Raw genomic sequence first — 18177 nt, forward strand, 5'->3', positions numbered from 1 at the left:
TATTCATTTAAAACATTTGATATGAACCGCAACAATCTTGAACAGCTTAAAGAAATACTTAAAGCGCACAAATTTGGTGAGCACCTGATCCAGCAGATGGAGGCTAATATGGCAAAGGACTTGCCAGCCTTCCAGTTAAGGGATACGCTCCACACCGAAAAGGGACAAATGGACTTGTCCATGAACTTCCGTCAATCCGCCAAATCAGATTATTATTATTTTAACAACTACAAGCTGGAACTGACAAAGGCCAAGCCGCTAGAAAAGGAACACCAGTACCTGGTGATCAGCGAGACCGAGGGTAAGAATATGATGCGGAAGTTTGATAGCGCCCTTCAGGCAATGGAGTTCTTTAACGGGCAAAAGGGTAATTCTGAACTGGCCATTGGCAAAGGAAACAAAGATGATTTGCAATTCCGCAATACGGTAGCCACCATGAAGGAAGGCAAAGTTGATTATGTCGCCAAAGAATTCTATGGTACCTTTCGCACCCCGCTGGTTACCAATACTTTTTACCTGAAAAACGATGCGACCTTTAATGTGGAGCAGGGCGTGAACCTGTTACAGGGCCGCGCGGTATTCCGTGATGATTTGCTGAACCGTGGCGGTGAGCAGTACAGTGCTTGGGTACAGCTGGACTTTGACCAGAAGAAAGACAATTTCGGTAATTATAAGACCCGGCAGTTTAGCGAGGGGTACGGCTTCGATTTGAAAAAGGAACTCGAATCTTACCAGATCAAGGAACTGGCCGATACTAAAAAGACTGAGCTGATCTTATCTGAACTTAAAGAAGGTAACCGCCCGCTGGTCACTGTTCCGGGACCTGATGGCCAGGAACAGAAATTGCGCATTGTGGCCATGCCAAGATATAGCAACCTGAATTTCTTTCAGACCAATGGCAAACCGGCAATCCGAGAGGACTATAAAAAAGAGCATCAACTAAGCCAGCTTTTGGATAAGAACAAAGGCAAAGACAAATCCAAAAACCAGGAACAGGAGAACGAACTGGCTTTGTAATGCTTTAATCCCTAGTTCGGTGATAGGAACTGAAAATCATTGAAAATAAGAAACAAAAAATGTTTTGAGAAAGATCCCTGCGAAAGGCAGGGATTTTTATTTTTATTATATTAAAAATGAAATAATAAAATCTAGGTCAGGTCACTGTCTCTTGCAATTATTCAGATCATCAGAATTTTTCAAACTCTAACGAATATTTGACTTTTGAAGTTTTTGCTCGCATGAAAATAGTGTTGTCATAGCCATTCGATAACATTAATTTTCGGATTCTTTTCATATCATCATCGGGACAATTAGAACCGAAAGTGATTTCAACTAGCGCCTCTTTCTTGAAATAATTTGCACCTACTTTATCCTTGAGTATTCTGACTTCTTCTTCGTAATTCCAAATGCTGGATTTATTTTGTATTAGAAGCTTAATCAGATTTTTGTTGTCGCGAATGTGGTTGTATACTGGGTAGTCATTACTATAATTCACCTTTATTGGATGCACAAAAAAATCAAGATCTAGAGTAACATCAAATTTCATCGAAATACCTTTGTGACAATTTGCGTAGTGTGACCACATGAGTACACTTAGGTTATGACTTGCAAAACAGCATATTCCTTTGGAACTGATACTTTTTTTAATGATTTTTTCCAGGGTTGAAGGCCAGTAGTCGGGATCGTCGCTAATACTTTTTACAATTTTATTAATTTCAGGCTCGGAGATACCAGGCGAAGCTTTGCTAATGTAATCTTTAATCTCCTTTATAGTATTCTGCGTGTCCGGTTGAATTTGACAGTCAAACGGATCATTAAATGATAAAGGATCGGCAAACCATAAACTAGAATCACTAATGATTCTTTCCAAAGTAGTATCTATCTGTCTGTATTTATAAAGGAATCTAGGTAGAGTTCCATTTAGTACATCTCTTTTTATAATCTCGGTAAGAGCTGGCATTAACTAAGTTTTTTAATTTTCCGCAAATATTGATATTGAAATGGCTCGAACTGGATTTGTCTATTTTCAATATGCCTTATAATTTTCATTATTAGTTGCCGTCCTTTTTTAAACGTTACGCAATATGCGGCTGCACGATAAAACACTTTAGGCTCTTTCAATGTGCTTAAAAATGCCCCTGGATTCCAATTGTTTTTTATTGTTTTATTACAAAATGTTCGAATCAAGTTCTCGCAGTAGTCCCATGATTCAACTTGATATTGCTTTTTAGGTTTGAATTTTAATATGTTTACTAGTGTTTCTATAATTCCCCAATCATCATTATCCATATTCTCTTCGAAATCTTTCGGAATTATGTTCCAATTATGCTGGCCAAGTTGCAAATTTTCTGCAAAAACATAAACATCTTGAAAAGTGACAGATACTAGCCATTCTGAATTGGCAATATCATTGTTGAAGCCTATCGTTAATAAAAGAGAGGCAATATATTCAACGTTACCTCGGTACTCGGTAAGCTTAAGTTTTTTGTAAGCTGTTAACCATGTATTATGGCTGAAACCAAGCGTGAGAATCTTTCTACTGGCGAGATTATCGAAGATTAACGCAAACATTTTGGAATGTATTCTTCTTTCGTTAGATCTTAACCACTTGATAAACTGTTGATCTTTTTCTTTTGTAATAAAATCTTTCCAACCAGCAGTAAATTGTTGTGTTGTTTTACCCTGGTTATACCATTCTAATGAAGAGTTAAATACCAAATCATTATTCTTCCAGTATAATTCAAAAATTATTTCACTTCCTACCTCAAGTATGACCTTGATAAGACGCGGCCAATCACGAATTAAATTATGTTTAAGAAACTGAAAAAATAATTCTCTTTGCTGCTGATGTGGTAACCGCCAGATGGTTTCACTGTAAACGATATTTTCAGAACGTAATATCAGAGGTAAGGCGGTGGCATAGTTCCTTGAAAGCAAATCTAATATTAGATTATCTGGAAGCTCAATTTCATCCCACAGATGGTCGGAAATCCTTCCACTTGGACAATCAGAGATCATAGATAGGAGTTCTTCCAGTTGAATTTTTCCATTCTGTAACAAATTGATAAGCCGACGTTCAATATTCAAAGTTATGCCGTCCAAATAGTCCAAATCAGACGCAAATAGGAGAAATTTAACTATTTCTTTCTCTGATTCCGGGTAGTCTATTAAGCTATCTTCTGTATAAATTTTTGATTTAAGATTTTTTCCCTGCTTCGGGTTAGGGAAATTATTCTGAATAAGACTGTTAACCTCATGAAAATCTTTTTCAAAATAAATTAAATGATACAATTTGATTAGAGGAATATAATTTTTTCTAAAACCGTCAATGTCAGAGCCAAAATTCCACAAGAATTTACGTAAGTCGTTCTTTCTACTAGTATGTAGTATCTTAACCCAATTGTCAACCGGATCATTTTTGTGATATATTAAAATTTCTGCCTCAGATCGGCTAACAGACTTTAGACTTTCTTCAGGAATTATCTGCAAATCAAACAGACGATTGTTCAGGGATTTTAAATTTAAGGCTCCGCTACAGAAAAAGAAGTTTCTTCTTAGACGGGGCCACTGATTACTCCAAAGATTAATAATTTCACTTTCATATTCATTCGGTGAGCCTGCGGGTACAATTATGGGCACACCCGAATTTTCGTATACCATTTGATAAATTGAGTCGTCGATTTCTCTGTTAGAAATAGTCTCTGAACTTCTTAGTAGTAAATTGAATTCAACTTCAATCTCTAAGTTATACTTATCATATTCGTTTATAGTTGGTCGCTCGAACAACTTAACAAGAGCGAGTAAGTCAGGTATTTTGCCCAAATCTGGGTATCTAATTAACAAAGTTTGCGTCCAAACACAACCTGGCCGTCTCATTTCACTTGCATACCAAGTCCTTGCAAAAGCATATAGGCTTTCAGAGGCCAGAGGATAGCCTGTAACATAACTTTCAAAATTTGCATTAATCAACGTTCCGGAAAGATCAGACTGGAAGAGTAATACTTTATTACCTTCTTCACCAATGGGAATAGAACTGGCAAGTACCTGATGCCCGTTTTGATAACCATGCAAAGTTTGTTGTAGTGTGATGATCATTCAATTAACCAGGTTATGGGTGTTGCTATATTTTTAGAATAATTCGCACCATCAAAAATATTTACTCTATCCTCAGGAAGCATCTTAACAAACTCATCTAATCCGTCCGAATTATCATAGTCAACACCTTGTGCACTTACACCAAAAAACTTAAAAATCAAATCACTAGCATTACAATTTAAAAATTGATACAGTAAAGGTAAATTACTTTTCACAACTTCATCAGGCCTCTTATTTGGGAAATTTTCCATTACCTTATCCCATTTGGAGACGACAATAGCTACTTTAAATGGTTCTGCTCTACTTAAGCTAAATAAAAGGTATTGTAATATTTCTACTAGTTTTACTTGATTAGAGCTATTGATGTGCTGATAAATCTTTGCATTTGCCAAAGGAGACTTACTTTCCTTGGTATCTACTTTGCCACTTTCTTTATTCTCTTCCTTACCACGCTGTTTTTGCTCGGCTGACTCTTCCATAACGTCTTCCAAATCACCATATTGCTCCAATATCTGTCGCTCATCCATAATTGTTCTAGCGATATTATTCTCATGGTAGGGATCTACAAATAAGATTAATTGATGAGAAGTTTTCATTAAATCGAAATAGTCTTCAGTCCATTCCCGATCTTTGAAATGAGCATCGAAAAGTTCTCCAAAGAAATCTGGAATATTGAGCACTGCAACTTCTTGTGAATCCTTAAATTGTAGGTTCATTACAACTTCACCAACATCTTTCGCTAAAAAAGTACGGCCGATTTCGGAAAATGATAACCAAGCCTCACTGATCTTGTTTAAATATTGCTGATTGCCAGATTTTAGTGAGTGAAGGCGTAAAGAACAATGAGGACTATTGTTAAGCATTAGCGCCCACAATGCTGCAATATAGGTGGTCTTCCCAGACGCCGGCAAGCCAATAATTGAAATGTTTTTTCCTGGCATATTAAAATAGAAGGTTATCAATCATTCTGGCAGATTTTTCCAAAACAATTGGATTAGGTAAATCCTGAGCTTTAACTGTCCATAAATCCATTAACTTGGAAAGACCATGACCAAGTTTATATTTAACAAAAGTCCGTGGCCTCACGGCGATTTGTAAAAAGCTTAAATCCATGAAATTATCGTTAAAATCCCTAGTGAAGGGGGCAACAATTAGAGATTCAAAATCAAAATTGATTTCATCAAGCACATCCCATTTAGAAACGATTATGGAAAGTCTTATGGATTTAGTGAAAATCTGTTCGTCGATAGCCTTCCTTATAAAAGTTTTTGCTTGTGTTAAAACTGATTGGACTGTTCTAGCATTTAGCAGTTTTTCACCATCAATGATATAGCTAATATGCACGGAATCCGTGATGACCTCCAAATCTTTCATATCATTCGTATTACCCTTTGCTCGTTGTACCTTTTCTCCTGCTATATCTGAAATCAGTAAGTGCAACGCCTTTTTCGAGTTAGGATCATGCTTTAAAGCGAGATGCAAAAATCGAAATTCGTCACTCTTAGTTCTCTCTGTGTCGTAATCGCTGTTGCCTGACGCTAATCGTGAATAAAAGCATCGTTTTTCAAACCCAATTTGAGTCAATGACCCTGCAAAATGCAATTTGTTAAATACACCTACTTGAAACATCTCAAATAATGTAGCGAGAATAGTTGTTTTGCCACTGTCCTGTTCACCCAGAATAAAAATCTTATCTACTGGGTACCTGTAAGACACCTGCGTCAGTTCATTAAGTTTAAACTCTTCGCCTTTGAAAAGTTTAAAAGTGTTGGTGATAACCGGTTTTAGAGAGGTCGATGGGCTCTGGCCGTTATCCTCGATTGCACTGTCATCATCAAGTCCTGCAATATTCTCATCCAAATAAAAATGTGGACATTGCGTAAGGTCTTCAATCCCTTCTAAACACTTGCCATCTTTTTTTACTGTACAATCCTCCTGATCGCATTTCTTAAGTCCGGGCATACTAGTCAAGGTTATGTAGAAGAAAAAGTTCTTGGAGAATCTGTGATGCCAAGGCAGATGGTTGGAAAGTTTTCTTTAAATCACCACCGTTAAACTCAGAAGCGTAAATATTGGCCCAATCAGATGATTTTCCTGTGGTGATAAATCTTGAAAATGCTGTAAGAATAGGGGTAAACTCGGTTTCAGGTTTAAATCCAGTGAAAATAGGTGTTATTTCGGAGCCATCAAATTTGCTAATCATATCAAAAGGCGAATACGCCTTGTCTGAGCCCTTTGATTGAATACAGTTTGAAATTGCTTTATTTATTATTGCGTCTATTTTTCTGTTGCTCAATGAAAATTCAATAATATCAAATATCTCTTTAGCAATAATTGGTATCGCCTTAGGCAATCCTATAGCTTTTAACGGCTGGTCATAAGTTTGACTGGCTTCACCAAACAACCACCATAGTATATTAGTTTCCTCGGAAAATACTTTCTGAGACTGGAGCAAAGAATTGACCGCCGTTGTTAAAACGGAATGATCCGCAGCTACAAATGCATAACCCGCCACTTCGCTACGATTTGTAAGGCCGGTTATCACTGTCTGTTGTTCTTCAAGATTAGTTTCGCGCAAAATTGCCGATTGTTCCCTTAGAAACGTTGTAGCATTGCTCAAAACAGGAATACTGGAAGCTATTTCATATTGCCCCAAAAAGTTAATAGATTTTATGGCCAAACCAATTGAAATATTCAAACGAAAATCTTCTTCAAGTTGGAAACAAATCAAGATCCCGGCAAGAACTTGCAAAAGATGGTCATTTCCGCTAACAGGGAATACAGGGTCTGCGTCTTTGAATGCTTTTATAAATTCCGTTCTTGAATCTTCACTGACTACCGGTAATCCCCAATACATCCTAATGACATCGAGCCAAAAGTCCATGTCGTCGGTGTCCAATAATTCCCTTATGGCAGTAATTCTGAACGCCTGGGTTTCTGCGGTTAATTGACTGTCTACGGGTCTATACCAATCTGCGAAGTTATATTCTGCTGTTGAACTCATTAATTTTTTATTTTATGAATGGATTTTTAAGATTACCAAATGATTTAATTTCGTTTATGCCATTCCATAAAGAGGCAATTAACTCTTTTTCCTTTACGAGTTTAAATACTTCCTTATCTCGTTCAATGATATTTTCATGATTCAGAGCGCCAATATCAATTCCGATAGAATTAATGATTTTTAATTTATCAAAGTCGTTTAAACTTAGATAGGCTCTTATTGTATTTTGAATTGGTGACAGCATATTTGTCTCCTTTTTTTGTAACGTAGATGTAAACTGACTCAGAATTTCTTTAGCAATTTCGGTATTAATTTTTTCTTGAATGTCATTTGCAATTGATTCTTTTACTGAGTCATCAACAGAGGAAGCTTCAAAAAATTGTCTAACATGGTCAAATGTGGGATTATCATTTAATATCATCTTTAGTATTCCCTCATTACCTGATGGAAAAAAATGACCGTTGAAATACTGCTGTAAAATAACGGGAATATTTTCTATGTCTCCATCGTCGGGTATGATCGGGAAAAACTTTTCGTTAATTGTTTGATTGTTAATTAATTCCTGAGTAATAATTCCACCTTCATAAATCGCTCCGCGGCCTTTTCCCGGCTCCTCTTTCTTTCTAAATCTATTTAGATAAGCGGGAGTACAAACAATCAAAACCACGTCACTGGATTCAATTTGATCTGCCATCCATGTTGGCCATCCCTTTTTCGGTGGTCTGTTAGCAAATAAGTGATCAGTCGTAACCAATACTTTTCCATTTGCATTAGTAGTGATCCATTGGGCAAGATCTGCGACCTCCTTCTTTAATTTTTCGCTCTCCCATGCGTAACTGATAAAAACGTTGATTACAGACAAGTGATTTTATATTAGGTTAATATTAAGTGTAAATATAGTGATAAAAGTTGTTCGCATTAAACCTATCAGAAACGTGTCTGATGTGCGTCTCAATTTAATAGCTAATATTTAAACGAGATTGGCAAAGTTCAAGCAAACTTTAATTGAACCAGCGCATGACTGACGGTTCGCCTGCTTTCACTTTTATCCCTTGTAATTTATGTTTTAATGTTTCCAACCATCGGGTATATGATGTTCTAGTATCATTTATAGGCTGTTTGACACACAAATTTCTGATTCGCAGTTAGCACCTGGTCAAGACCAAGCCCTAAAGGGTTTGCTCGGAAAAAATCTTCCCTGCTCGCTAAGCTCACGAGGTTTTTTTTCCGGCAAAGTCTTGCCCGTGCTTCCTGCTAAATCAGGCGAGGGTGATTATCAAAAAGCCAGGAATGGCTCCTGCCGAAAGGTAGTACGCAGGTTGGAAACTTAAAATTTTTAATACAATGGAAACTAAAGTAACAGAAAACGGACAAGCAAAAGTAAACAACGTTAAAGCCGACAAAACCCCAAAATTTGTAGCAGGAAACCCTGTAAATGAGGTGTCTAAAAAAGGTGAAGAAGCCAAAGCAATGGACACAAAGCCACAGGCAACACCCGAAGCCCCAAAAGCCGAGCCGACAAAAGCAGAGATTAAAAGTCATTTCCAGTTGGAGCAGCCTGCCTTGAACTTAGAGCAGACCCTTAAAAAAATCAAAGATTTAAGCAGGTTATCCAATCAACGGGAGAAGCTGATCGGTACGATCGACAACTTGGAAAGCTTTGAAATTAAACAGGAGGACGAAGCAGAAGAAACCAACCTTAACCACTTTCAGCGTTGCGAGCTTAAAATCACCGATGATAACGGGAATACGTTCAGCACAAAAAACCCTTTTATCATTAACGAGGTGGCTAGCAGTATAAAAAAACTTTGCACTGATAAACTGGCAGAAGTTGAGGGACAAATTTCTTTGACCTTGTAAATTCTTAATACCTCCCGAACAAATGCTCGGGAGGTTATTTCTCATTTAAAACCAACAATCATGTTAGATGCATTTAAAGAATTTTTGGACAAAATATACTGGGAAGGCTACGCAGAGGAATTTGAAACCGATAACCCTACCGCCTTTTATTGTCAGTTCAGGGAATTTAAAATTAACCACGAATTATCAATATGAAATACGAAACCCTTTTTATTATGGTTCGTGTGGCAGTCCACGCCGACCATAACAGTTTAGCCGAGATCGTGAACGAGGTAGAAACACAATCAAAATTGATTTTGACCGATACGGCAAACGTCAATATACTGGAAACCGAAATTTTACTATCAAGAGTACGCAACATTAAAAATATCAATCATGGCACACAACCTAAATTATAACGAACAAACAGGCAAAGTAAGTTTTATGTCTGTCAAGCAAAAAGCATGGCATGGACTAGGCCAAATTATTACCGATTATCCAACCAGTGCGGAAGCAATCAAATTTGCAGGACTGGATTTTGAAGTGGTTAAACGCCCGAATGTCCACCAGTTACCCAGCGGTATAAACCTGATTTCTGAAAACAGCTACTTTACATTTCGAACCGATACCGAGCAGGTTTTGGGTGATAAAGTCGGCAGTGATTACCAGGTGGTACAGAATACCGAAGTATTTGGTTTTTTTGATGACATCGTAGGAAATGCCACAAATATTAAATATGAAACTGCTGGCTGTTTGTATGATGGTCAAATTATATTCGTAACGGCAAAATTGCCCGAGTATATCCGTGTGGGGCGAGATGATTTAATCGAGCAGTATTTAATGCTGACTTCCTCTCATGATGGTACAGGTAGCATTACCGTAGCTTTTACCCCCGTACGGGTAGTCTGTCAGAACACGTTAAACGCAGCTTTAAAAAACCATACAAACTGCATCAAAATAAGACACACCGCCAGCGCATCGGACAAATTGAAACAGGCGCACAAAATGCTGGGCATTTCCAGCCGGTTGGCGGAGGAAATGGAATTGATTTATAACAGATTGTCAAGGGTGAAGATTACCGACCCTGAATTAAAACGGCTGGTGCAAATGGCAATGGTACCCAATCGTGAGGTATTGGAAAAATTGCGGACTGGTCATGATGAAGAGCTATCAAGCCATTTTAGTAATCTGATTGATGATGTTTTACAGTATGCCCTTGAAAGTCCATCACAGCAGGAAACAACCACTAAGGGAACACTTTTTGGTGCATACAATGCCGTTACAGGCTATTTTCAAAATGTCCGCAACTACAAAGACGATGAAAGCAAATTCAAATCTATCTTATCGGGTACGGCTTTGGCACGTACACAAACTGCATTTGGGTTATGTACAGACTTTGTTAAAATCGGTGCAACTGCATTGAATTAAAAATGTTCCTACAGGATTTCGCCCCGTACCAACTGGTATAGGGCGAAAATTTGCCCGCGGCCCCTTACGGGGCGAAAATAATGTTAAAAGAATTATCAGGTGTTTGCTACCTTTGAAGCAATGATTATAGTGTTAATTTTAGCTGGTATCAGTGCGTTATGCGACGTCACACAATTGATACTGGCGCTGAGTAAAATCAGTTCGGAGAGGAAGAAGTAAAGGTAAATTACTTCGCAAGTGTAGATAGATCGTATTAATAATGAGATCAGAGAGGGGGCTAGCCGATGAGGCAACGCCCCCTCGACCATTTAAAAGAATGAGTTATCGTTCTAAGACCATTTCAGTAGTGAAGGGTTTACGAATTCGTTTTAGTAATCTTGGCCTTTACAGAGATTACTTGCCCTAAAGAAATATCACCTTTGGTTATTTTTGAATGACATGTTGGACAAAGTAAGAATAGATTGTCCATTCCGTTATTTGAAGGATCTTCATCTATATGATGAATTTGAAAATGTCCGACATCAGTTCCTAGGCAAAAAGGACACTTTGAATTTATTTCCTGTTGTAGTTCCGCCCTTACTTTCGATAGGTTTGGAATACTTGTCCGTTGTGGCTTTCCAGATTTTATTTTTCTGTTGAAAATATATTTTGAGTATTCAGGACATTGAGAATAATGCCCTTCTTCGATAACCCTGTTCGGATTAGAAGTGCGATATTTATCCCAATCTCCACTTGTACAGTTAGTCGAAAATCCCATAGGGGAATGTGCTCCCTCAAATAAACAAATTTCGGGACACATGTTAGAAAAATACATACTAGATCCACCTTTAATTATCGTTGGGGATTCTCCTTGAACTTCAATTTTATTTTTTAAATAATCGGATGACAATTCACCTGCATTATTCAATACTTTTTCAAAATCTTGGCCTTTTTTCATATCTGCATATGAAAAGAAGTATATAGTCATTGCTCGTCTCTGGCAAATATTTAGAATAGGGCATCTTGGTGTCACTTTTTGTTGCCTGCTTATTTCAAAATATTCTTTTTTGTCCATAGGATCATGTTTGGTCACTCTAAAGGTATAAAATTTTGTAAACTAACAGAGTGCTACACTTTGAGATCCTGCCTTCATTTCGCAATCTTTCGCAATACACCAGTGTATAGCTTTCGGCGAAAACATACACACCTCAACTATACACTGGTGAATAAAATTATTATTATTTGCGATCCTTCTTATTCAGGTAGCCACACCCATACATCTCGTAAATCTTAGATAACGGAAGATTTGGCCCTTCTTTCTCAGTAAATCTTCGCTGATACTTTTTCTTAAAATCCCTACTAAGGGGTTCTGCAACTGTACCGCCCGCAATGTTGGCTAATTTCTCCATATCCTTCACGAAATCCAGTGATAACAGGTTGTCAAGGGTACTTAAGGAAACAACTCTAATGGGTCGTTTCCTTTTTTTATGGCAATAAACATTTGTAAGACAGATTATTAGTGTCTGGCAATTATTAGTTCGATTTTTACTGCGGAAAAGACTAAGATTTTTTTAGATATGGTCTAGAATGTAGGTTTACGGTGGTCTCTGCGAAGTTTTGTATTAGTTCGATCTCTACTTATGGTTCTGCTGTTTTCCGTACTTCTAAAATCGTATGTTTTTGCCATACGATAAAGAAAGTCCAAAATTATTACAGCGTATGTTTCACTTATCTTGATATTGTTCTTTGCCATTGTTGCAATTGCGAGTTTTACCGGAACTTTTTTCTCTGTAAAGCTCTTTATTTCAGTATTTAAGTTTAGTGCCTCAAATGTGTTCACCGGCATTTTGAAAGATAGTATGTTTAATAATGCTCTGTTTAACTGTATAGAAACTGTACCCTTCCTGAAATCGCTGATAGTGGGAGTAATCAGACTTAGAATATATTTTTTGTCAACGATATCGAGTTCAGAATAGCTGTGGAATATCTTAGTGAAGGATCTATCTGCTACTTGGAATTGTTTTTCAAGTAACCTTAGCTTCCCCGAATTACTATTTAACTCTATTCCAATATTATTGCTGATTGTCTGATACTCTTTTTTTAATTCTTTAAAGTCATCAAAATCTAGCCTGTCTTCGGCGAACAATTTCCGAACCTTTGAGAGTGCTGACTGCTGCTCTTCAAGCTGCCTGGTTAATAATCTTCTGCTGTTTAAATACTCGATCTTCTGTACACGGATATTTAAATCTTCCATAATAAGCCCAAACAACTCTTTTGTCTCATCTGAAAGCTGTAGTTCTTGCAGTCTCTTGCAATAGCTATCATTTAAAAGTTCCGCTTTTATCCTCATTTTACAGTCGTCCGAGCAATGATAGTATGGATATGCCTTTGTTGAACCTCTTGAAAAACTAGCGCGTAATTTTCTACCGCAGGATGGACAAACGAGGAAACCCTTTAGGAAGAAGAAATTGTTCAGCTCGTCGGATTTGCATGTGATTTTCCTTCTGGTATTGATGATTGCCTGAACCTCATTAAATAACGATTCGGAAATCAAAGGTTCATGTATTCCCTTAATCAGTTCCTGTGACCGATCTTTTGCTGATATGGGGATTAGGCCACAGTACACGGGGTTTCGTACCAGCTTCCAGAAGGCAGATCTTGAAGATTTCAATCCTTTTGCAAAGGCCATTCTTCTGACAGTTTCTATAGTGAAGGAATTTTTTGCCAGTTGTTTAAAAGCCCATTTTATGATATCAGCTGCAGGTTGGATATGTACAATTTCTTTTTTTCCGTCAAAAGCAGTGCAGTTTATGAACCCCAAAGGTGCCTTATTTGGGTATCTTCCCATCATTTTTGCCCTTTTAATGCCATTTGATGTATTCAACGATCTTCTGTTATTTTCAGCTTCAGGAATTGACAGATATATGGCAAGCATTACGGTACTCTCAGGTACAGTGAAATCTATAGGTTGGTCGATTGCCATTGCAGTTGTATTGAAATTCCGGAGTATGCCGATCATTTCGTAGGCATATTCAATATTCCTGCTAAATCGGTCCCATTTTACGAAAAGAATGTTGGTCTCTTTCTTTTTTGAATCTTTCTTAACTGCTGTCAATAATTTTTTCCACTCTGGGCGGTTGAAATTCTTCGCTGAAAAATCTTCCTGATAGATGCCAGCAACCTCAATGTTATTAAACTTACAGTGCTTTAGCAAATGGTCTTCCTGCTCAGGAAGGGAGTATCCTTTTCTTTTTTGTTCATCCGTACTTACGCGGATATATAAATAAGCTCTTGTCATTCGAACGCTTCCCTTGTTTTTCCAAATATTATGAGTTATTGTTATACTTAACGGTTTCTTTCGGTAAAAAATATCCTTAAATAATTTTGAATAGTAGGATAGGGATAGAGTTTGATTATTTGAAGGATGCGTGATAATGTTACTCAGCCTCAGAAGTTCTTGGTGGGTTTTGTTGCCAATTCAGGCATTATTGCTAGTGTTACCGCGCGATTTGCAATAGCTGAAAGTGCTGTTTTAAGTATTTTTTTTGCTGACGCTCGGTACGCAGATATTTTGGACTTGAAAGAGGTAATGTATTTTATCGATACGGGGCGTTAAGTGTTTTGTAAGTGCACGATACAACATGTTGTTAAGCGAAATACTTAGTATATTTGTACTGTTGGTATCGTGATTTCTATCTATCGAAGTGATATATTCCAATTGTTAACGGGCATTTTCTAAAATCAAACACTTGGAATTAATATGAATTATTTCTGGCAATCCATCAAGACGCGTTCTTATGGATCAGTCGGCATTTATAGCGATGAAGCTTATAAAAGATGGGGTATAGCTATTCAATAAAAGAAAAAAATAAAGATGCTAACTGATACTGAATTTAAACAGTTAGGGGATGAGGGTCTGAAAAAAGTGTTATCAGCTGACCGTCATTTCAAATACGTCAATTTGCACGATGGCTTAGAATACGTGTTAAAGACAAACACCTTTAAATTTACCCATCCGGGCGAATTTAATGATCCTTTTGACTGTAATGAAAAGATGATAGATGTGGTCATTTCACCGCAAATTGAAAAACAATTTATTCTAGAAGCAGGCGCAAAACATGGACTTCCAAGAAAGGAAATCCGTAAACATTTCAATAAGATTGGTGGTAATTCTCATTATCATAAGATACTTAAGGAGAAAAAGAAGGACTTCAAGGTTAGCTGTTTTTCGGAAATTTCTGATGATGTTTTGATGTGGTCACATTATGCTGATAAACATAAAGGAATGTGTATCGGGTTTGATTTAAATCTCATTTGTCCTGATTATGTACTGTATCCCGTAAATTATATTGATGAAGTTCAAAAGATTGATGGTATGGCGAACACACCATATGTCTTTTATTATTGGGCTACGTTTAAAGCAGCCCGCTGGTCATATGAAAGAGAAATAAGAGCAGTTTCTAAAAATGGAAAATCCATAATAGTCTATCCGAAGGATGCGGTAAGAGAAGTGATTTTCGGATGTAATGTTAAGCAGTCAGAAATAGTAGTAACTATTAAAGCATTAAAGAAATTGCGATATAAAGGTATACTGCTTTCTCAGATGACTATCGATGGCAAGACAATGCAACTGAAAAAAATACCCCTAAAATATTGATTAAGCCCTTTCTGAATGAATAATCCAAAACGCCCAGTAAGTCATGTTCTAGCTACAAAATCTTCAAAATTTCTGGAAGGACATATCCCGAATGATTGGCATTATAATGTACCTAATAATGATTACGGAATTGATTATCAGGTTGAAATTTCCTTAAATGAGCAGGTAACGGGTCTAAATTTTTCAATCCAATTAAAGAGTACAGAAAATACAGAGGTAGGTAACTTTGCTAAAGTCGCCCTGAAGAGAACAACGCTAAATTATTATAGGGTTCGTTTGGAGCCCGTGATGTTGATTATCTACGATGCAGATGCTAATGAGGCATATTGGTCGTGGATTAATGATCATGATATAGACTATGCCAAGAACAATAAAACATTTCAGTTTTCGATTTCAAAAACCAATAAACTAAGTGAAATAAACTGGGCGGAGGTAACCGGCCATATACAGCGCATTTTCAATGCAAAGTCTTTTATAAGTGACTTTGATATTTTGAAAATTGAAGACAACATAGAACTGGCCGCTTGGAAAACATATTACGAAGGCGATTATGAACAAGCAATCTATCTTTTCAGGAGGTTAATTAGCAGTGGAAATACCGAATACAATCTCTATCAGGCGTTAACCTGGAGTTTATATCAGACTTATCAGTATAATGAAGCGTTAAATACAATCAATCTGTTGCTTGATTTTCGAGAAACAGACAATGGTTTAAAAACAAAAGCCTGCATACTTGCTGAGGCAGGTTTCAGAGAGAATGACAAAGGAAAAATTATTCAGGCCCGAAATCTCTTCAAAAGATTTTCGACGGGCGGAGATAGTGCTTTGATGCTTTTTAATTACGGAAATACACTAATGCACTTGGCAACTTTAATGAAGCGATTGAGCAGTATAAATTTAGTTTGGCTAAGGAACCGAACCATGCGCAGTGTTGGAAGAATTTGGGAACAACCTATTATAACTTAGGTCAGCATGACCAGGAAATTTGTTGCTATGATAAGGCGCTTGAAATCGATCCGGACTTACCGCAAGCACTATTTAGCAAAGGCATCACACTGGCACAACACTATAAAAAATATCAGGAGTCACTTGCTTTGTTTCATCGTGTTTTGGATGTAGACAATAGTTTGTCTGCTGAATATGTAAATGGTCTGTTTTGGGTTGCATACTGCTATGAACAAATTGGTGATTTGAACAAAGCTTTATTTTGGGTAGACAGGGGATTAAATCACGAGGGCTCAAATCCGTATTTTTTGAATTTTAAATCTAATTTATTAGGAAAGAACTGGCGCCTCAATCCTGAATTAAAAGAAAAGGCAATAGAGTTCTTTGAGTACCGGATCGAACTACAGAATGATTTCCGAAGTTTATATCATTTGATTATTATTCAGGAACATGACTTAGCAGCGGCTTTGAATCTGGTAAAGGATAAGTCAAATTTATATAAAGGACTGGTGTACGAGGAACTGCAGATCATCGGTATTACGCTCGATGGTTTATTGGTTACGCTTTTGCAACTGGATTACTATATGGATTTTCGTGTCAAATATCCAACCACACGATATTTGGACCATATTATCTCGCAGCATTTCTCAATCGGCTCCAGTTTCTTCAATTTATTAGATTTGATTTTCGGTATCGCTTTTAACAGAGCCATTGTAGCTTACGGAAAGACTAATGAAGACCTAGCAGTACCAAAGACAATATTAGAAGTAATGCTAGCTTATATGCCAAAATTAGTCCACTTTTTAATTCCGGAAGATGAATATAGTGACATCGCTATCGCGGAAACTATGTTAAAAGCGTTACAGGGATATATTGATTTAACCTTTCGGGAAATTGGTGCGCAGAGCGGTCATATTACAGTAAATCTGGAACTTAGAAATATTGACCCTTCTGAATATATTACAGATGAGTATAATGATGAACTAGGTGAGCGAATTTATAATTCATTTGTAGATCGCCTCACTGGCGGTATTGTGGAATAGTTAAATTTATTAAAATAAATAATTAGAATGGACGACGAATTTGCAAAGGAGCACGGCTTAATGACTGACAAAGAACTGGCAGATATGGATCAGAGATGGAAAAAAACCGAAGAGGAAGCTCTGAAAAATATGTTGAAGCATTTTGACAGAATCCATGATAAGCTATTCAACTTTAATAATATACTAATCGCAGGATATTTTGCACTTTCCAAGTTAGAAAAGGAAATTTCCCTAGCAACAATTCTTATTCCCATCGCAAATCTTGTGGTATTGCTCTACATCGAATATAAAATGATGGAAAAGAATCGGTTTGAATCGGAAATCACAAAAAAGCCGCCACATGAAATAGAATTATGGGGTAAGAAGATCGTGAGGACGAATCAGTATTCTTTACTCGCTATCATATCCACGTCAATTGTGTTACTTTTGTTTTTGAGATATTTACTATCCTAAGCCATCGATTCAAAAATCACCAGTGTATAGTTTTTAGTGAAAACATACACACATCCTCTATACACTGGTGAATAAAATTATTGTTATTTGCGATCCTTCTTATTCAGATAACCACATCCATACATCTCGTAAATCTTAGATAAAGGCATATTTGGGCCTTCTTTCTCGGTAAATCTACGCTGGTACTTTTTCTTAAAGTCCCTACTAAGGGGTTCTGCAACTGTTCCTCCTGCAATGTTGGCTAATTTCTCCATATCCTTCACAAAATCCAGTGAGAGCAGGTTGTCAAGGAGTAGAATATATGGGTAAAACAGTAAAGATAATTTTTATAGTTAAATATTTGTAAATCAGTTATTTAGTAAATTTGCTTAAAAAGCCTTATTTTTTATCCATCTCACCCTAAAATCACACCTTTCCACTTATGTTATTGTAAATTTATCATTTAATAAGCTGATTATAAGTGGTTTGTCTGTTTGGTGTCTTGCTCAATAACAGGCGATTGTCTCCTAAGCTTTTTTTGTATAAATCTAGATTTTCGCAGATCCTTGGCAGAGGTCCAAAATTTGATTTTTCACCCCTGTATAAAAGAGCAAAATAGGCGTTGAATACAGTCAAACTATGCATATTTACATACCGACTTTTATATAATGCTCGTATACCAATGATGTGTATCTTTTTTACCTAATTCGAATTTAAACTGCTAGTAATCTGATTTTTAGCCTACAGTCATAGCT

At 36.9% G+C, this 18177-nt stretch carries 16 protein-coding genes; 7 read left to right on the forward strand and 9 right to left on the reverse strand.

Going from position 1 to position 18177, the window contains the following annotated elements:
• Window positions 1-21: 21 nt before the first annotated feature.
• Entirely contained in the window at window positions 22-1017 is a 996-nt protein-coding gene (locus HDC92_RS13865) for a hypothetical protein (protein ID WP_183875330.1), read from the forward strand.
• Window positions 1018-1186: 169 nt separating this feature from the next.
• On the opposite strand, the gene HDC92_RS13870 is transcribed toward HDC92_RS13865, so the two are convergent.
• From HDC92_RS13870 to HDC92_RS13895, 6 genes are read right to left on the reverse strand one after another with little or no spacing between them, the layout of a single operon-like run.
• Window positions 1187-1960 carry a DUF2971 domain-containing protein gene (locus tag HDC92_RS13870; RefSeq protein WP_183875333.1) on the reverse strand — a complete coding sequence of 258 codons (774 nt, stop codon included), beginning with the start codon at window positions 1958-1960 and terminating at the stop codon, window positions 1187-1189.
• Complete coding sequence (locus HDC92_RS13875) at window positions 1960-4095, reverse strand: hypothetical protein (RefSeq protein WP_183875335.1); 2136 nt, start codon at window positions 4093-4095, stop codon at window positions 1960-1962. Before HDC92_RS13875 ends, HDC92_RS13870 begins: the two co-directional genes overlap by 1 nt.
• Complete coding sequence (locus tag HDC92_RS13880; protein ID WP_183875337.1) at window positions 4092-5036, reverse strand: TRAFAC clade GTPase domain-containing protein; 945 nt, start codon at window positions 5034-5036, stop codon at window positions 4092-4094. The genes HDC92_RS13875 and HDC92_RS13880 overlap by 4 nt, the downstream gene beginning before the upstream one ends.
• A 1-nt stretch (window position 5037) precedes the next feature.
• Window positions 5038-6057 (reverse strand): TRAFAC clade GTPase domain-containing protein, encoded by a 1020-nt coding sequence (locus tag HDC92_RS13885; RefSeq protein ID WP_183875339.1) that lies wholly within the window; start codon window positions 6055-6057, stop codon window positions 5038-5040.
• A 1-nt stretch (window position 6058) separates the two neighbouring features.
• The gene (locus tag HDC92_RS13890) at window positions 6059-7099 is read right to left on the reverse strand and encodes a GTPase-associated system all-helical protein GASH (RefSeq protein ID WP_183875341.1); all 1041 of its coding nucleotides are present in this window, start codon (window positions 7097-7099) and stop codon (window positions 6059-6061) included.
• A gap of 7 nt (window positions 7100-7106) precedes the next feature.
• Window positions 7107-7961 (reverse strand): toll/interleukin-1 receptor domain-containing protein, encoded by an 855-nt coding sequence (locus HDC92_RS13895; RefSeq protein WP_183875343.1) that lies wholly within the window; start codon window positions 7959-7961, stop codon window positions 7107-7109.
• A 482-nt stretch (window positions 7962-8443) separates the two neighbouring features.
• On the opposite strand from HDC92_RS13895, the gene HDC92_RS13900 reads away from it, so the two are divergent.
• Entirely contained in the window at window positions 8444-8959 is a 516-nt protein-coding gene (locus HDC92_RS13900; RefSeq protein WP_183875345.1) for a hypothetical protein, read from the forward strand.
• 375 nt (window positions 8960-9334) lie between these two features.
• A complete protein-coding gene (locus tag HDC92_RS13905) occupies window positions 9335-10366 on the forward strand; it encodes a DUF932 domain-containing protein (RefSeq protein ID WP_183875347.1) in 1032 nt (343 codons plus the stop codon).
• Window positions 10367-10721: 355 nt separating this feature from the next.
• Here the strand turns inward: HDC92_RS13905 and HDC92_RS25165 are convergent, their stop codons facing one another.
• On the reverse strand, window positions 10722-11420 hold the full coding sequence (locus tag HDC92_RS25165) for an HNH endonuclease (protein WP_255484530.1): 699 nt from the start codon (window positions 11418-11420) through the stop codon (window positions 10722-10724).
• A gap of 507 nt (window positions 11421-11927) precedes the next feature.
• Window positions 11928-13643, reverse strand: coding sequence for a recombinase family protein (locus HDC92_RS13915; protein ID WP_183875349.1), 1716 nt, complete (start codon window positions 13641-13643; stop codon window positions 11928-11930).
• A gap of 576 nt (window positions 13644-14219) precedes the next feature.
• On the opposite strand from HDC92_RS13915, the gene HDC92_RS13920 reads away from it, so the two are divergent.
• Genes HDC92_RS13920 through HDC92_RS13935 form a run of 4 tightly spaced genes read left to right on the forward strand, consistent with a single transcriptional unit; the run spans window position 14220 to window position 17443 of the window.
• Window positions 14220-15002, forward strand: coding sequence for a DUF2971 domain-containing protein (locus HDC92_RS13920; protein ID WP_183875351.1), 783 nt, complete (start codon window positions 14220-14222; stop codon window positions 15000-15002).
• Between the two features lie 15 nt (window positions 15003-15017).
• A complete protein-coding gene (locus HDC92_RS13925) occupies window positions 15018-15968 on the forward strand; it encodes a DUF4365 domain-containing protein (protein ID WP_183875353.1) in 951 nt (316 codons plus the stop codon).
• On the forward strand, window positions 15905-16990 hold the full coding sequence (locus HDC92_RS13930; protein ID WP_221270970.1) for a tetratricopeptide repeat protein: 1086 nt from the start codon (window positions 15905-15907) through the stop codon (window positions 16988-16990). The genes HDC92_RS13925 and HDC92_RS13930 overlap by 64 nt, the downstream gene beginning before the upstream one ends.
• Window positions 16991-17017: 27 nt before the next feature.
• Entirely contained in the window at window positions 17018-17443 is a 426-nt protein-coding gene (locus tag HDC92_RS13935) for a hypothetical protein (RefSeq protein WP_183875355.1), read from the forward strand.
• Between the two features lie 83 nt (window positions 17444-17526).
• On the opposite strand, the gene HDC92_RS13940 is transcribed toward HDC92_RS13935, so the two are convergent.
• Complete coding sequence (locus HDC92_RS13940) at window positions 17527-17697, reverse strand: hypothetical protein (protein ID WP_183875357.1); 171 nt, start codon at window positions 17695-17697, stop codon at window positions 17527-17529.
• Window positions 17698-18177: the final 480 nt, after the last annotated feature.

It is taken from the genome of Pedobacter sp. AK017, assembly GCF_014200825.1.
Classification (GTDB): domain Bacteria; phylum Bacteroidota; class Bacteroidia; order Sphingobacteriales; family Sphingobacteriaceae; genus Pedobacter; species Pedobacter heparinus.

Bases quoted from the DNA above. Each gene is read 5' to 3' on its own strand.
- HDC92_RS13865 (WP_183875330.1), top strand. From the start codon at position 22: ATGAACCGCAACAATCTTGAACAGCTTAAAGAAATACTTAAAGCGCAC.
- HDC92_RS13870 (WP_183875333.1), bottom strand. From the start codon at position 1,960: ATGCCAGCTCTTACCGAGATTATAAAAAGAGATGTACTAAATGGAACT.
- HDC92_RS13875 (WP_183875335.1), bottom strand. From the start codon at position 4,095: ATGATCATCACACTACAACAAACTTTGCATGGTTATCAAAACGGGCAT.
- HDC92_RS13880 (WP_183875337.1), bottom strand. From the start codon at position 5,036: ATGCCAGGAAAAAACATTTCAATTATTGGCTTGCCGGCGTCTGGGAAG.
- HDC92_RS13885 (WP_183875339.1), bottom strand. From the start codon at position 6,057: ATGCCCGGACTTAAGAAATGCGATCAGGAGGATTGTACAGTAAAAAAA.
- HDC92_RS13890 (WP_183875341.1), bottom strand. From the start codon at position 7,099: ATGAGTTCAACAGCAGAATATAACTTCGCAGATTGGTATAGACCCGTA.
- HDC92_RS13900 (WP_183875345.1), top strand. From the start codon at position 8,444: ATGGAAACTAAAGTAACAGAAAACGGACAAGCAAAAGTAAACAACGTT.
- HDC92_RS13905 (WP_183875347.1), top strand. From the start codon at position 9,335: ATGGCACACAACCTAAATTATAACGAACAAACAGGCAAAGTAAGTTTT.
- HDC92_RS25165 (WP_255484530.1), bottom strand. From the start codon at position 11,420: ATGGACAAAAAAGAATATTTTGAAATAAGCAGGCAACAAAAAGTGACA.
- HDC92_RS13915 (WP_183875349.1), bottom strand. From the start codon at position 13,643: ATGACAAGAGCTTATTTATATATCCGCGTAAGTACGGATGAACAAAAA.
- HDC92_RS13920 (WP_183875351.1), top strand. From the start codon at position 14,220: ATGCTAACTGATACTGAATTTAAACAGTTAGGGGATGAGGGTCTGAAA.
- HDC92_RS13925 (WP_183875353.1), top strand. From the start codon at position 15,018: ATGAATAATCCAAAACGCCCAGTAAGTCATGTTCTAGCTACAAAATCT.
- HDC92_RS13935 (WP_183875355.1), top strand. From the start codon at position 17,018: ATGGACGACGAATTTGCAAAGGAGCACGGCTTAATGACTGACAAAGAA.
- HDC92_RS13940 (WP_183875357.1), bottom strand. From the start codon at position 17,697: ATGGAGAAATTAGCCAACATTGCAGGAGGAACAGTTGCAGAACCCCTT.